Here is a 16,146-nt window from a genome sequence, read left to right on the forward strand (position 1 = left end):
CAGTTTCAAAAATTATTAATTAATAATTCGAATAATCCCAAGTGAAACAATCACTTATACCCCAATCGTACTTTTACCAAGTATTTTGTCTATTTAGCTCCTGACGAATTTTACTAGTTTTACATCGAATTAGTAAGTGTTTATATCTATCCAATCCCAATGAAAATGAATAATACCTTGGCATTTACCCTTATTCAGTTTCATAAGTATTTACGGGATTCGATTAAAATGAACAAACCGAAAGGTTGCTGATTACGTAGTTAAAAACCGTATATCAACTATCTGTTCATCGTATCAACACGTAAGAATTCAGTAATTCTAATCTGTACTTATGAAACATTTTTTATCCGTAATTATTCTGCTTGCAATTAACAGCACGGTTGGTAATGCACAATTATCAAATGGTGGAACACTCGCCAATTTTACAATAGATGCCGATACAAAAGTCGGTTACGCAAAATTTGGTACCACAACACTTCTTGCCTACAATAACGACGATTGGTTTCTGCCAGCTTCCTACTCTGGAACCGGGAAAGGTGTAATAGATACCACCGGGGCATCAGCTTTCAGAACACGTTTGATGGCGGGTAATAATATTTCATTCAGCCGCAGAATGAATGTAGTGAATAACACTGTTGTTAACGGCAGAATATGGGTTGATGGTTTGTATGTAAGAGACTATATAGGCAGCAACATCGATTCATTGAACATGTCTTATGACAGTACTACGTTTGGCAATGCCGCTAAAAACGCCGGTAACCCAAATACGAACTGGAATGTAGGTACACAAACTATCCCGGGTAAAAATGATCTGATTGATGGCTTTGCCCATTTGCGCAGAGATGGAAGTTCCCCAAGTGATTCTTTATGGATGAACTTTGCAATAAGCACTCTTGGTGTGTTAGGCACACGTTATTATGATATTGAGCTTTTCAAAAAATCATGTGTTTATAACAGTACAACTGGTTTATTCAGTACTGGTGGTACAGAAGGTGGACATTCAGAATGGAAATTTAATGCCAGCGGTCAAATAATTCAGACAGGTGACCTTATCATTTCAGCAACATTCAGCCCAGGTTCTGCTCCTGTACTCGATATCAGGATATGGGTTTCTGCAACAACGCACAGCACAGTAAACCCTGCTTTTTTCAATTTCAATTCTAATTTCGATATGCCATCCGGTGGTAGCTATGGCTATGCGCAGATTGTATCAAACGCAAATACTACTGCCTTTGGTGCAGGAACTTCAAACTACAGTGGCGTAGAACTTATCGATACTACTTATGCTACGCCATGGGGTGCTACAACGTTTAATGCAACAAATACACAGCGAATCTGGTCGCAAAATTTCAATCAACTTCAATTAGTAGAAACTGGAATTAATTTAACCCGAATCGGATTAGATCCTTCATTGTACACAGCCTTGGGTATGGGTCAATGTTCGCCTTTATTCAATTCTGTTTTCTTTAAATCACGTTCATCTGCATCGTTTACATCAAACCTGCAGGATTTTATGGGCCCTTACGATTTTGGCGCATTACCTGCTGCTTCAACCGTTGCTGCATCTTCTAATTTTCCGGCATTGTGTCCTAATAACCCTGTCAGTACATTGTTTGTAAACAATCCTGTTAGTACATCTCTCTACGAATGGAGCACACCCAATGGTAGTATTGCAACAAATCCAGCAGCAGGTACAACAATTGATATCAATGGTCCCGGTATTTATTATGTTGCCCAACGCTTATTCAGTGGATGCGAAGTGTATGCAATAGACACAATACAGATCGTTTATACATCCGGAAGCTGTTCTATCTTGCCAAGCAGTAAAATTGAGATCAACGGAACAGTGAAAGCAAATAAAGCAATAGTTAGCTGGAGAGTTGAAGATGAATTACTTTCTTTAAGCAATAAGTTTGTGGTGGAGAGAACCATTAACAATAGTACTTATGCAACAGTTGCTGAGGTTAATGCAGAAGCAGGCAAAACTGTTTATTCTATTGATGATCTTCTTTCTGCTCCTGCTACCGGGTACAATTACCGGATTAGAATTGTTAAGAAAGATAATTCAGGCGCTTACTCTTCATCAATTCTTGTAAAGACAAAACACCTGGATAATGAAGTAAGTTTTTATCCTAACCCGGCTCAAAATGAGTTGAATTATTATACTGGAGCAACAGCAAAAAATGCACAGGTTGGTATCTATGATATTTCCGGCGCAGTATTGCAGCAGGCAACGTTTTCAGGTAATAATGTTCGGTTGAATATCAGTTTACTTAAATCCGGTACTTATTATTTAAAAGTGCAGCAACAGGATGGAAGCGAAGCGAAGTTGCACAAGTTTGTTAAACTCTAACACTTTCTCTTGTTAATTGATAGTTTGTTTATTGGTTAAATAAATGAAGCCTTGTAAAAACAAGGCTTCATTTATTTAAAAAGAGTTGGGTTTATCTGGCCGGTGCCGGTTTTGGCATTTCTTTTCTTGGTAATTTCTCTGCACGTTGTGCTGTGTTGTAAACAAACGTAGCAACAATGGTTGCCATTTGTTTCAGATCATCAGCCACAAGGTGATCGTAACTATCCATTGTTGTATGATGCGTTCGTGTGTCATACTCAATTTCATCCTGGATAAACTGGAAACCAGGAATACCTATTTCATTAAATGAAATATGATCGGTGCCACCAGTATTTTGTAAGGTGAGGGTAGAAGCACCTGCACTATGAAATGGTTCAAGCCATTTTGCAAAAATCGGTTGCACTGCAGCGTTACCTTCTAAATAAACACCTCTTATCTTTCCTGTTCCATTATCAATATTGTAGTAAGCAGAAATTTTTCCTTGCTCGGGTTTTACTTCTTTGGTTACACGATCACCAACATTGTTTTTTATCCAGCCACGTGAACCAAGTAAACCCTGTTCTTCACCACTCCATAATGCAATACGGATTGTGCGTTTTGGTTGCAGGTTCAATGTTTTCATAATGCGCATTACTTCAAGCATAACAGCACAGCCAGATGCGTTGTCTGTTGCACCGGTTGAACCTTGCCAGCTGTCGAGATGGGCACCCAACATCACCACTTCATCTTTCAGTTTAGGATCAGTACCTTTTATTTCACCAATTACATTGTAACCTTTCACATCGTTTCCTGTAAACTCTGATTGTACATCGAGATCAAGTGAAACGGTTGTACCCATATTCACCAAACGGTTGATGGTTTTCATGTCTTCAAACGAAACAGCTATTTCCAAAATAGAAGGTTTACCATTGGTAAAATCAACACGATTGCCAGCAGGGCCTTGTACAAAAATAGTTCCATCGTGTGATGCAGGGCTGCTGGTTAAATAAGCAGCAGCACCTTCTTCAGTAATGAGTTGTTTAATGAGTGTGTTCAAACGTTGTGCAGCACCAAAGCGTGCAAATGCTTGCTGATTGCCACCGGGACCCTGTGGCTGCGGATTAGGTTTATAATCAGCCATTTTTTTTAATTCGTCATCTGTATAACGATTTGCATCAGGCTTAAAACTGTGCTTGTATTCATCAATACGATTGACCAACACAACTTTGTCTGCTAGTTTTCCCTTGTATTGAACCAATTCAGTTGAATCTTTTACATTGATAACCACAACATCTGCTTTCACCAAACCTTTTGTGCTTTGTGTCCATGTTTTTGGATAAGCCATAATGGGTTTGTAGTAAGGAGCAGTCATAGCGATGTAACTTTTCTTCAGTTGCCAGCCCTGGCCAAAATCGCCCCATGCTTCTAAACCTGCTTTATCAGCACCCCATTTTTTCAATTGGTTCACAGCATAATTTGCTGCACGGAAATAACCGGGTGAATTGGTCAAACGTGGACCGCTTACATCGGTAAGATGAAAAGCAATATCCATGATCTGCGAATTGGTAGTGCCTTCTTTAATGATCTTGTTGATGATGTCAAGATCTGTTTTTTCTTCCTGGGCAAATACAGAAAAGGCGCTGAAGAGCAAGCCTGTGAAAAGCAAGAATTTTCTCATGTTATTTGGTTTAAGGTTAAAGATATCTTTTGAAGAGGACCGTTTAGTTAGCAACTTAAGAAAGATGAGTGACATGTGTTGTTTTAATTCATGAAACGGCATAAACCACTGATTAGCGGAGTGCGATTGAAACTTTTTTTAGAAAAATCAAAAAAAATATTTGTTGAGGGTGATGCTGTTTTTTTTGATAATAAACTATCACAGCAATTGAAATCTGTTTAATTACAAAGCAAATAAAAGAGGATTAAAGTTCACATAAGTAAAATTTGCGCTCATTTTTTTCTTCAGTTAATTTTCTGCTTTACCCCACTTGGGTATTGAATTGTGAACAATTGAAATGAAATCAATGTTTAATCAATCGTTTTGATTTCTTAAACAAAAAGTGATTCCATTTTTCACAACTGAGTCTTTTTTTAAACCATAAAACCATATAAAAGATGTATTACACACTCCTTGAGATCTTACCGATCTCGAACGACAATTATGTTGCCTTTACTTTCTTTATCGGATGTATGGCAATGCTTGCGGCCTCTGTTTTTTTCTTTTTCGAAATGTGGAATACCGATAAGAAATGGAGAACATCCATTCTGGTATCCGGTCTTATTACGTTTATCGCTGCAGTACATTATTACTACATGCGGGATTACAATCTTGCTACGGGTCAATCACCAACATTCTTCCGTTATGTTGACTGGCTGTTAACCGTTCCTTTGATGTGTGTTGAGTTTTATCTCATTACAAAGAAGGCAGGTGCAAAAATGAGTTTGTTATGGAAATTGATCGCTGCTTCTGTGTTTATGCTCGTTACTGGTTACATTGGAGAAGCCATTTATCCTACTGAAAAACAAAGCTGGATATGGGGCTTTGTAAGCGGTCTTGCTTATTTCTACATTGTTTATCTTATTTGGTTTGGCGATGTTGCAAAGCTTGCAAACAATTCAGGTGCGGCGGTTGCAAAAGCAAATAAAACGCTTGCCTGGTTTGTATTGGTAGGCTGGGCAATTTATCCGATTGGATATATTGCGGGAACAGAAGGCGGTTTGTTTGGTGTGAGAGTGTTAGAGGGATTGTCACTTGATGTTGTTTATAACATTGGTGATGCCATCAACAAAATCGGATTTGGGTTAGTTATATATGCACTCGCACAGAGTGATAAATCTTCAAGCGCACAGGCTTGATGAATTCAAAACGGGAGTAGTGTGATTCTTTACTCCCGTTTCTTTTTAATTCGTGACAGTGATTGTTTTATTTCTACTAAACGGAAATTTATGATAAGGATTCTGTTACTGTTGGTCGGGCTGTTGTTGCTGATCTTTCATGCTTATATTTCGCCACTTTCAACACAAACGCAGTTTGTTATTTTTTTAGTGGGAATTGTTTTGCTTGGTGTTCCTCATGGAGCTGCAGACTTATTAGTTGCCAACCAAACAGCCGATCATGCAAAAAGGAATTTTTCTAAATTTTCTTTCCTGTTTACCTATATCGGGCGTTTAGGAATGTTTGCTGCCATTTTATGGTTTTTTCCAGTGGTAGGAAATTTTCTTTTTATTGCCTTTGCGGCTTATCATTTTGGCGAAACCGATTTGCATCGTTTCAAAACAAATACTATTGCAGGAAAATTATTTGTATTCAGCTATGGCCTGCTCATACTCGGTGTTATTTTGTTACAGCATTTTCACGAGCTGAAACCGCTGTTTGCATTTTTTGAATCGGGCCGTGAAAATGAAAATCTGATTAGTTTTATTGACAGTAAAAAGTATCTGCTTTTATCAATTTGTACTGTGTTCTTTTTTGCTAGTACCTTTTTTTATTTCTCCAGTACGCCTAATGATCAAACTGATTCCGGCTATTTCCTTTTGCAGCTGGCTGTTTTGTTATTGTTGCTGTTTCATCTGCCTATGCTGATTGGGTTTACGTTTTATTTCATTGTGTGGCATTCGGTTTTATCACTTACCAACATAGTTATTTATCTCAGGCGTAACAATGTATATGCACCGGGTGTAATTTTGAAGCAGATTGTATTTTATAGTGGTCTTGCAATGGCCGGAGTAAGTATGGTGGGTTTTGGTGGATTTATGTTTGTGAATACCAATACTATTCTGGTGTATGTATTTCTTGGTCTTGCAGTGCTTACAGCGCCGCATATGCAGATCATGCATGATATGTACAACCGTTTACGACTTGATAAGCAGCATGGGTTGTAACAGTTTGCTGTTACAATTCCACAAAATCCAAATCTTTTGCAAAGGTTTCTTTTGTTTTTATAACGGAGTAGATACCGATTGCAAGAATGATGATGCCTGTAACCCAGGCACCTGTTATATAGTTATTGAACACAGTTTTGCTTCGCAGAAATTGGAACAATAATAACATCAATGGCAGAAAACCTCGTACAAGGTTAGGAACTGATACAGCTACTGTTGACCGTAAGTTGGTGCCAAATTGTTCAGCACTCATGGTGATGTATAACACCGAAATACCTGAACCAAAACCAAGCCCCATACAAATGAGATACATGTTAAATGCACTGCCGCCTCCTCTGAACACAAAGAACAGCAGAATAAAGAAAGCAGTAATGCCATAGAAGATGTACAATGTTTTCTTACGGCTTTTTAAATAGTTGCTTAACAAGCCGGCACTCATATCCCCAAACACCAATGCTACATACTGTAACATCAATGCTTTTGGCTGATCAAAACCTGCAATACCAAACTGCTTTGCAAACTCATCAGAAAAACTGATGATGATACCAATGATATACCACACAGGCAAACCAATGGTGATGGCACGCAGGTAACGCATAAAGCGTTCTCTGTTGTTTAATAGCATGAAAAATTTACCTCTTGGAGTGTTGTCTTTTTTGACAGCGTTAAACATGTGGCTTTCAAGAAACCCAACACGCAGGAACAAAAGTGCAAGCCCCATACCACCACCAATAAAATAACAGAGCCGCCAGTTTTCATCGCTGAGGTAATGAATGAAATAAGCCGTGATGGTGCCAAACACACCACTGGTTGCAATAATAGTGGCTCCAATCCCTCTTTTTTCTTTTGGCAATAACTCGCTTGTTAAGGTGATACTTGCTCCTAACTCACCTGCAAGTCCTAATGCTGCAATAAAACGAATCCATCTGTATTGCTCAACATCTGTCACAAATCCATTAGCAACAGTTGCGAGTGAATACAATAAGATGGAACTGAAGAGCACACTTTTCCTTCCTTTCTTATCGCCCAGAATTCCCCAAAGAATACCGCCGATGGTTAAGCCCAGCATCTGCCAGCTCAATAAATTTTCACCAATGTTTTTTAATTCGTTTTCAGGAACGCCAAGATCAGTAAGACTGGAACGGCGTGTGATATTGAACAGCAGCAGATCGTAAATGTCAACAAAGAATCCTAAAGCTCCAACGATAACAGGTAAGGAGAAAATGCCGTATTGTTTTGGTTGCATGCAAACGTGATTAGGAACGGAAGATAAAATTATTCTGAATAAATTGATTTACTCGCCGGTAAGTTCGTGTCCGCAATGTTTGCAATAATTAGCGTCTACATCATGTCCCTCACGTCCGCAGGCGGGGCAGGTTTCATGTTGTTCTTTTTTGCGTCGCATAGCGGCTGTCATTTCAGAAGTAACGATTCCGGTAGGCACGGCAATAATTGCGTAGCCAATAAACATGATCACACTGGCGAAGAGTTTGCCTAAAGGTGTAACGGGTGAAATATCACCATAGCCAACGGTGGTAATGGTAACAATGGCCCAGTATATGCTGTCAGGAATGCTGTTGAATCCATTCTGTCCATTTTCAATGAGGTACATCATGGAGCCAAGAATAATCACAACTGTAAATACCACCAGCATAAAAATGGTGATCTTATTCATACTTGCACGGATAGCATAACGAAGGAATCGCATCTCGCCAAGGAAATGTGTGAGTTTGAAAATACGGAAGATGCGAAGCAGTCTTAAAGCTCTTAATACCATGAGCGATTGGGTACCCGCCACAACCAAACTTAAAAAAGAAGGAAGAATAGCCAGTATATCGATCAGGCCAATAAAGCTCAACGCATATTTCAACGGTTTTTCCAGAGTAAGTAACCGTAGCAGGTATTCCAATGTAAACAGGATGGTGAAAAACCACTCAAGTATGATAAAGATGCGGCCATACTTTAGATGTAAAGAGGCTATACTGTCGAGCATCACAATCAAAATACTTACAACAATCGCAACCAGCAACGTCACATCAAAGGCTTTGCCGGCCCTGGTATGGCTTTCGAAAATGACCGAATGCAATTTTTGACGTGCAGAATCAGAAAGTAATGCCATTATGTAATTTATTAATTAGTAAGCAAATGCTATACAGCAATTGTTGTGCTTGGTTTGTTGGTAGCTGACGAAGATCATCTGTTTATACGTTTCCTGTCAGTTGTTTCACAACCTTATTACTATGAGTACAGGGTACTTTTGCGGCAGCAAAAAGTTCGTCAAATCGAACCGTTGTTTTATTTATCACTATCCAAAAATTACCAGGCAGGTTATTGTCTGTTTATCTCAACTCATGAATTATTCTTCTCCGCACAGGTTTCATATTCCGGTAATGGGATTAGCATATACTGTTGATAGTCCTATTAAAGTTGCACGCTTTGGCATTTCATCAGTTATTTCCATTGTAGAAGACCGTTTGATCGAAATGATGCGTAGCCACTATTGTCAAACAGCCAATCTTCCTTATCAACCCATCGCCATACATGAAGAAGATTACAGGGCCAAACGTATTGCCGATTATCTCAACCTCGTCAATACAATTGTACATGACCAGGTGGAAAAATTGAAAGCAGCTGCTTTTGAAAAAGGATCGGAGATCATCAAGTATTTTGAAATGCTGCCGGAAGATAGTGCGTTGAAGCATTTATACAGGCAGATGATGAAGATGAGTAATGAGCCTGAAAAAGAAAAGATAGAAAGTTATCTGCGTTCGCAGATCGTTCCGGGTACAATTGATGTAAACATCATGACCAAGGTTGACAGGGAAACATTTACTAAAGAAGGAACATTGGTAGAAGATGGATCGGACGCTGTAGCTGCATTGCGTGGATTTGTAAAAAGTAATCTCAGCAATTCATCGGTGATCTTTTCTGCAGGTATGAATCCACGTTTGTACAACTATCTTGAACATTGCAAAGAACTTGATGCAAATGAAGAAGGTGTGTTTACAAAGAAAGTGGTTGTAAAAGTGAGTGATTACCGCTCGGCATTGATACAGGGAAAATATTTAGCGAAGAAAGGTATTTGGGTAAGTGAGTTCAGAATTGAATCAGGTTTGAATTGCGGCGGACATGCATTTGCAACAGAAGGTTATTTGTTGGGTCCAATTCTTGAAGAATTCAGATCGAAGAAAGAAGAGCTTACCAATTCGTTGTTTGAAATATTTAACGCTGCTCAGCAGAAAACGAATAACCGCAGTTTTGATACAGCACCAGCAATTGTTTATTCTGTGCAGGGTGGAATTGGTACACACGAAGAAGATGAATTTCTGCACACGCAATACGGTATTGAAAGCACTGGTTGGGGCACACCATTCTTATTAGTGCCGGAAGCCACCACAGTTGATGATGAAACCATGCAACTCTTATGTGCAGCAAAAGAAAAAGATGTGGTGCTGAGTAACAACTCGCCATTAGGTGTGCGTTTTCATTATCTCAAAGGAACAAGTTCTGCGAAAGAAAAGGCAGCAAGGATCAGCAATGGAAATCCCGGCAGCCCTTGCACGGAAAAACATTTGTCGTTTAATACAGAGTTTACCAAAGAACCGATTTGCACTGCATCTAAAAAATACCAGAAACTGAAACTTGAACAACTGCAATCACTCGAACTTCCAAAACAGGAATACGAAAAGCAGGTGCAGGAAGTTTTGGATAAAGAATGTTTATGCGTTGGTCTCAGCAACTCTGCTGCCATTAACTGTCAGCAGCCGTTTGTAAAGAAACTGGAAGCAGTAACAATTTGTCCGGGTCCGAACATCGCAAATTTCTCCAAAGTGGTTTCATTGCAAACCATGACCGATCATATCTACGGCCGTGAAAATATTATAGAAAATAAAAGCAGGCCGCACATGTTTATTGCCGAGCTGAATTTATACATGAATTATTTACGGGAACAACTCGCAGATAGTAAAGCAAATGAACAAGATGCAAAAAAGAAAAAATACATTGCTTCATTCTGCAACAACCTGCGTGAAGGCATTCAGTATTACCGAAGCCTAACCAATGTAGCAGCAGGTGGGAGAGAGGCTTTTGATGCTGCATTGCAGAAAACAGAAATGGAATTAGATGTTTTATTGTGTTGATTCAATATCGAAGAAAAGCAAAAGCCTTACTGTTTTCAGCAAGGCTTTTATGTTATGAATTCTCTCTTTTTATTCTTCAAACGAAATGCATCTGACGTTGGTTTATTGAAGAACAAATTGCTGTGTTAGAATTTTTCCTTGGTTAATTACGGTTACGAAATATACTCCGGAAGATAATTTTTCCAAATTGATCGGTATTATGATCTGTTCATTATTAATCGATGCTATTGTTTTCTCCCATATCAATTTTCCATCCCAACTTCTTAAAATAACTGAACTCTGACCTTTAAGCTTTGCTTTAATAACCAGTTGTGCAATGTTCTTTGCTGGATTTGGAGCAATCTTCAGTGAGCCCTCCAGCAGCTGTATACCTGATATGCCTGTAACAACATCAACAGAGCGAATGCTGATTTTTGATTGATTCGTAACAATTGGCAAATTATAATCGAAATAAATACTTGCTTTATTACGAATCGTATCTCCCGGCAGCAGATTTGCGTTTGCTTTTATTCTGAATAAAACATATCCATTACTTCCGGCTTTGTCCCGTGTGCTGTCTGGCAACATGATGTTTTTAAATAACCAACATACCTGATTGTTGTTTTCTACTGTTACTTTGTTCGAGTGACTACTTTCAATCATCTCGAAACTACCCCAGTTTAATTTAGATTCAAGTGTGTCCCTCAGTATTACGTTATACGCTGCTGCATTTCCTGTATTCTGGAACCGGATCATGTAATAGATCCATGCAGTAGAATCAATTTCAGTTTTTCGCATTATACCCGCCCTGTTATCACGTTTATCATTAGGGTCATAAGCATTTACTACGAGTTGGTTGTATTTGTATTCATTATCAGTTGCATCAATTTCGCCTGTGTATCCGTTCAAAAGAATGCCATATCGTAATGTGTCTCCACCATTCACGGTGGGGGGAACGGCAACTGTTCCACTTATTTTAATTGTAAATACAGAATCAGGATTTGGAAGAAGTGTACCAATGCTCCAGGTAATGCTGTCATTTGAAATTGAACTGGCTGCCGGCTTTAAACTGTCAATGATAATTCTTGGATCTTTGACAAGTTTAAGTTTAGCATTATAGATCGTGTCATTCCCTGTGTTTTTAACCGGGATACTGTAATATGCCCGAAACCCTGGTCGGGCTGGTGAGTTAGGTACTATTGAAACCATACCGTCCTTTACTTTCGTTATTGGTTGCAATCCAATATTTACGGTATCCGAAACTCCGATTTTTTTCGTGAAGTTAATGGTGATGTTGGAAGGAGTTACAGTATAATGGGATTTTGCCAAAGTCAATTGAATATTCACAAGTCCACTGTCGGTAGTTAAACGAAAGCTTCCTTTTTCTGAGTAAGCTATAGAACTTTTGCTGTTTACTGTTCCTGTAATTTTTGCCAGTTGAGTATAAGGTTTTTCAGTGGGGTCTTTAATGCCATTCTTGTTTGCATCAATATATATATGCCCAATGATTTCATTCTTCCCTTGCCCTTGCTGAAAGTATCTGTATTCTCCGTCAATTTTAATTGTTCTTCTATAAATATCAACAACGGTTGATGTTTGAAAGCTTGCATTTATGGCATAGGTGCCATGAACCGGATAGCCCCACTGGCCATATAAATCTCCTGAGTAGAATGGTCCTCCTCTTGATTGTATACCTTCCTGGGTTACGCATCTAATATTACCCCTTGTGAGATAGTTGATTTCGTAAGGGTTATTTTTCGACTGCCAGAGTTCTAATGCATTGCCGTCAAAATCTAAGGTTAAGTTGATACTGTCTTCCGTTCTACAGCCTGTTATGGTGTCAACCACAATATGACGGATTAACCTGTTTGCTGAATCGAGATTATGAAGTTGATAGAGAGGTGTACTGTAGCAATATTGTACCGCATAGTTAACAAGACCTGACGAGTATTTATGTTGCAGAAAAGGAGTAGAGCCTGTTGAAATAATATCCTTGTTGTCTAAAATCCAAGTATGTTTTTTTTGATTTGCTTTGTCGAGCGGCTTTCCTTCAAAATCATACTTTTCACTTCCATAACTTCTTTTGATCCTTATTTTGCCAGTGCAGTCTGCAAGTTGTACTTGTAATGTATCATAGAATTCTTTGTAGCATTTGCCGCCATTAAATTGAAGCACGACCTTAATATTGTACTGGCCGGAATTAGTATAGGCGTGTGTAGGAACAGAACTGAATGTAGCAGAATCGCCATCACCAAAAAACCATGTAAACCGTTCCATTGTTTCACCCGCAAAGTCTTTCTGCTGATTATAAAATGTAAATGTATTGTTTGCAAATGTATCAAGGAGCACAGGGTTAATGTTATTAACTGCAGCGTCGCAATTTGTTAGCTTGCTGATAATTACCTGGAAAGAACTTTGACTGGTACATCCTGAAATAGGATCACGAATGATATGTCTAATAATGTAAGTTCCTTTTTGTGGGTACTGATAGACAGGTTTTACATCATACAATGTTACACCGTTGCCCATTTGCCATTCGTGGGTACGGTAGTCCAACGCTGTATCGTTTGGAGTTAACTTAACGGTGCTTGTGTCTTTTATTAATACTGCACTTGAAATGCATGTGTAATTCGGCATTCTTGTTTCCACAAATTGAACAGAAGTGTCGCTCCCGCTTGCATTTGTTACAATTAATCTGATTGTATCTTTTTGAAGACGGTTGCTGATATAAGAAGTGCTGTAATCGTTACTTAGAAGTTGACCGTTTTTTGTCCATGTATATGTGTATCCTTTTGATGAAAGATTATTGAGTGATACTTTATTTTGAGTGCTTAGTTGTGAAAGGTCTGTCCGGAATACAGATTCTGGCAAAGGAGTACCTCCCTGGTTAGTTGTTCTGAATGTTCCCGGACCTGATACAGACTGGTAAGCTGTTTGTTGATCATAAAAATATAGCGCCTGAAAAGTATAACTGCTTGAAGGATTGTCAGGAACACCGATCATACGATCCCATGTTTGTCCGCTGGTGTTTGTTTTATATATACCATTGCCCATTTGGGCAATACCGGTACTGTCATTAAAAAAATGCCATTGTGAAAGAGAAAAATCCAGAGGCGCCTCCGGTATAGTTTTTTTTGTGAAACTAGTGCTTCCATTTAAAGATTGGTATATTCCGTTGCTGGTATAAACATATAGTTTATTAGTACCGGTTGCAAAAACATTATAAACTTCTGAACCTGCAAGGGAGTTAACCAAGGTGATAGTGCTAGATGTAGTTGATACTTTATATAAACCATTTTCGCCCGCAATATAGCCTTCCGTTTCACTAACAAAAGACAGTTCCCTCATTATACCTGTTATACTCGTGCCTACCGCATTCCAGGTGTTACCTCCATTGGTTGTTTTGAGTAATTGTTTTTGATGAATAGCAAAACCCACTGATGCCGAAACAAATTGCATGTCTACAACATATTGGGGCAAAGGGGTAGTATTAGCAGGTGCAGCATAAACAAGTTGCCATGTTAAACCTTTGTCTACACTTTTAACTATAACCGGTAGTAATATATATGAACCAAAAGCAAACAAAGTATTGCTTGAGTTTAAGTATACACCATCCAGAGTCATACCCAATGGTAACTCAGGTACTACAATGTTTCGTTTTGTATATGTTGCTCCTCCATTTGTGGTATAACCGATAAAATCATCACCGAGATAATCATTTACAGCCATGAAGCCTTCGTCCGCAGTTATGAAAGCATAACCTTCGATAAATTGTTCATTATTTACAGGGTAGGAGCTTACTTTTTGCCATTGGGCATAAGCCGAGAGAACAGAGCAAAAAAAGAGAAGCAGCAAAACAAATAGGTTTTTTCTCATTAAGGGTTGCTTTGCGTAAAAATAATCAATCGATTTTAATATATGTATTAAGGAACTAGCATATTTCAATGAAATGTTTCAGATTTTTAATTTACAGTGAGTAATGTCGGCTCTTTCAACGCAGCAAAAATTGTAGTTTTCATTAATTAAAAGAGCCATCATAAATGATGGCTCTTTTAATTAAAAATATGACTCCTCGGTATTATTAAATATCAATCGCTTCACCATAAGCAGCAGCAGTTGCTTCTTTCAACGCTTCGCTCATTGTTGGGTGAGGATGTACACCGTTGAGTATTTCATGATAAGTTGTTTCCAGTTTTCTTGCAACCACCACTTCAGCAATTAACTCAGTAACACCTGCACCGATCATGTGCGCACCAAGGAACTCACCATACTTCGCATCAAAGATCACTTTCACAAAACCATCAGTACTTCCTGCTGCACTTGCTTTACCACTCGCCATGAAAGGGAACTTACCAACTTTTACTTCGTAACCCGCTTCCTTCGCTGCTTTTTCTGTATAACCTACTGAAGCAATTTCAGGCGTGCAATAAGTACAACCGGGGATGTTATTGTAATCCATTGCTTCAGGAGCGTGGTTGTGTTTCTTTTCCATGTAAGCAATATGCTCAGCAGCATTAATGCCTTCTTTACTTGCAACGTGTGCAAGTGCCTGGCCGGGGGCCACATCGCCAATTGCATAAATACCAGCAACTGATGTTGCGCCATATTTATCAACAACAATTCTTCCTTTATCGGTTTTAATACCTGTTTCTTCCAAACCAATATTTTCAATGTTGGCAACAACACCTGCAGCACTTAATAAAATATCAGCTTCAAGTACCTGTTCACCTGCAGCAGTTTTTACGGTTGCTTTTACACCGGCACCTGAAGTATCAACTTTTGTTACTTCGGCACTTGTCATTATAGCAATGCCTTTCTTCTTGAACTGTTTTTCAAGTTCTTTCGAAATATCTTCATCTTCAACAGGCACTACACGTGGCATAAATTCAACGATGGTGATTTTAGTACCCATGCTGTTATAGAAATCAGCAAACTCAACACCAATAGCACCACTTCCTACCACGATCATTGATTTCGGTTGAGTTGGCAACACCATTGCTTCACGATAGCCAATGATCTTTTTGCCATCCTGAGGCATTGAAGGCAACACACGGCTACGGCCACCTGTTGCAATAATGATATATTTAGCTTCAACTGTTTGTTTGCTTCCGTCAGCTGCAGTTACTTCCAGTTTGCCTTTGCCGGCAACTTTTCCGTAACCCATGATCACATCGATCTTGTTTTTCTTCATCAAAAAGGTAACACCCTTGCTCATTTTATCGGCCACACCACGGCTGCGTTTTACCACACCGCCAAAATCGTGTTTAACATCGCTGGCAGAAATACCATAATCGGCACTATGTTTCATGTATTCATATACCTGGGCACTCTTCAACAAGGCTTTGGTTGGGATACAACCCCAGTTCAAACAAACGCCACCAAGGCTTTCTTTTTCAACAATTGCAACTTTAAAACCAAGCTGTGAAGCACGGATAGCGGCAGGATAACCACCGGGGCCGCTACCAAGAACAATTACATCGTATGCCATATAATTAATTTGAAGATTTGAAATTTGGCTGATTTGAAAAATTATCGGCAGCGAAGGTAACTTAAGTGAGGGAAATAGCAAAAGGCAAGAAGCTACCAGCCGATAGCAGATAGCCGTTAGTTGTTAGTAAAGCCAGAAGCTGTTTTGCCCACTTGTTACTATCCACTAACCACACCGGGCTGTCTTTTAGCTTTCCTCTAACACAAATCGTTAAAACATGGACGCATATTTGACTGTGGAAAATAAACAGTAAAAGCGCACGTTTAGATGCTTTGCAAGATTTACATTTGACCGTCGCAACCTTTTAGGAATGTGACAATTACTAA

The 16,146-nt window shown here is 39.0% G+C and carries 9 protein-coding genes; 4 read left to right on the forward strand and 5 right to left on the reverse strand.

Annotation, left to right across the window (positions count from 1 at the left end):
• Positions 1-331 precede the first annotated feature (331 nt).
• Positions 332-2,353 carry a T9SS type A sorting domain-containing protein gene (locus WG954_RS14185; protein WP_340437306.1) on the forward strand — a complete coding sequence of 674 codons (2,022 nt, stop codon included), beginning with the start codon at positions 332-334 and terminating at the stop codon, positions 2,351-2,353.
• Between the two features lie 91 nt (positions 2,354-2,444).
• Here WG954_RS14185 and WG954_RS14190 read toward each other — a convergent pair whose 3' ends face one another.
• Entirely contained in the window at positions 2,445-4,010 is a 1,566-nt protein-coding gene (locus tag WG954_RS14190; RefSeq protein ID WP_340437308.1) for a M20/M25/M40 family metallo-hydrolase, read from the reverse strand.
• 437 nt (positions 4,011-4,447) lie between these two features.
• On the opposite strand from WG954_RS14190, the gene WG954_RS14195 reads away from it, so the two are divergent.
• Together WG954_RS14195 and WG954_RS14200 are read left to right on the forward strand one after the other, a co-directional pair.
• Positions 4,448-5,188 (forward strand): bacteriorhodopsin-like, encoded by a 741-nt coding sequence (locus tag WG954_RS14195; RefSeq protein ID WP_340437309.1) that lies wholly within the window; start codon positions 4,448-4,450, stop codon positions 5,186-5,188.
• 90 nt (positions 5,189-5,278) lie between these two features.
• On the forward strand, positions 5,279-6,214 hold the full coding sequence (locus WG954_RS14200; protein WP_340437311.1) for a Brp/Blh family beta-carotene 15,15'-dioxygenase: 936 nt from the start codon (positions 5,279-5,281) through the stop codon (positions 6,212-6,214).
• Positions 6,215-6,224: 10 nt separating this feature from the next.
• Here the strand turns inward: WG954_RS14200 and WG954_RS14205 are convergent, their stop codons facing one another.
• Both WG954_RS14205 and WG954_RS14210 read right to left on the reverse strand, forming a co-directional pair.
• The gene (locus tag WG954_RS14205; protein ID WP_340437313.1) at positions 6,225-7,460 is read right to left on the reverse strand and encodes an MFS transporter; all 1,236 of its coding nucleotides are present in this window, start codon (positions 7,458-7,460) and stop codon (positions 6,225-6,227) included.
• 48 nt (positions 7,461-7,508) lie between these two features.
• On the reverse strand, positions 7,509-8,333 hold the full coding sequence (locus WG954_RS14210; protein WP_340437314.1) for an ion transporter: 825 nt from the start codon (positions 8,331-8,333) through the stop codon (positions 7,509-7,511).
• Positions 8,334-8,454: 121 nt separating this feature from the next.
• Between WG954_RS14210 and WG954_RS14215 the strand changes: the two genes are divergently transcribed.
• Positions 8,455-10,353 (forward strand): hypothetical protein, encoded by a 1,899-nt coding sequence (locus WG954_RS14215; protein ID WP_340437316.1) that lies wholly within the window; start codon positions 8,455-8,457, stop codon positions 10,351-10,353.
• A gap of 102 nt (positions 10,354-10,455) precedes the next feature.
• Here WG954_RS14215 and WG954_RS14220 read toward each other — a convergent pair whose 3' ends face one another.
• Both WG954_RS14220 and lpdA read right to left on the reverse strand, forming a co-directional pair.
• A complete protein-coding gene (locus WG954_RS14220; protein ID WP_340437317.1) occupies positions 10,456-14,208 on the reverse strand; it encodes a DUF7619 domain-containing protein in 3,753 nt (1,250 codons plus the stop codon).
• 205 nt (positions 14,209-14,413) lie between these two features.
• Entirely contained in the window at positions 14,414-15,820 is a 1,407-nt protein-coding gene (gene lpdA, locus WG954_RS14225) for a dihydrolipoyl dehydrogenase (protein ID WP_340437318.1), read from the reverse strand.
• Between the last annotated feature and the right edge of the window lie 326 nt (positions 15,821-16,146).

It is taken from the genome of Lacibacter sp. H375 (genome assembly GCF_037892425.1).
Taxonomy (GTDB): Bacteria; Bacteroidota; Bacteroidia; order Chitinophagales; family Chitinophagaceae; genus Lacibacter.

Bases quoted from the DNA above. Each gene is read 5' to 3' on its own strand.
- WG954_RS14210 (WP_340437314.1), bottom strand. From the start codon at position 8,333: ATGGCATTACTTTCTGATTCTGCACGTCAAAAATTGCATTCGGTCATT.
- WG954_RS14190 (WP_340437308.1), bottom strand. From the start codon at position 4,010: ATGAGAAAATTCTTGCTTTTCACAGGCTTGCTCTTCAGCGCCTTTTCT.
- WG954_RS14220 (WP_340437317.1), bottom strand. From the start codon at position 14,208: ATGAGAAAAAACCTATTTGTTTTGCTGCTTCTCTTTTTTTGCTCTGTT.
- lpdA (WP_340437318.1), bottom strand. From the start codon at position 15,820: ATGGCATACGATGTAATTGTTCTTGGTAGCGGCCCCGGTGGTTATCCT.
- WG954_RS14215 (WP_340437316.1), top strand. From the start codon at position 8,455: ATGAGTACAGGGTACTTTTGCGGCAGCAAAAAGTTCGTCAAATCGAAC.
- WG954_RS14185 (WP_340437306.1), top strand. From the start codon at position 332: ATGAAACATTTTTTATCCGTAATTATTCTGCTTGCAATTAACAGCACG.
- WG954_RS14200 (WP_340437311.1), top strand. From the start codon at position 5,279: ATGATAAGGATTCTGTTACTGTTGGTCGGGCTGTTGTTGCTGATCTTT.
- WG954_RS14205 (WP_340437313.1), bottom strand. From the start codon at position 7,460: ATGCAACCAAAACAATACGGCATTTTCTCCTTACCTGTTATCGTTGGA.
- WG954_RS14195 (WP_340437309.1), top strand. From the start codon at position 4,448: ATGTATTACACACTCCTTGAGATCTTACCGATCTCGAACGACAATTAT.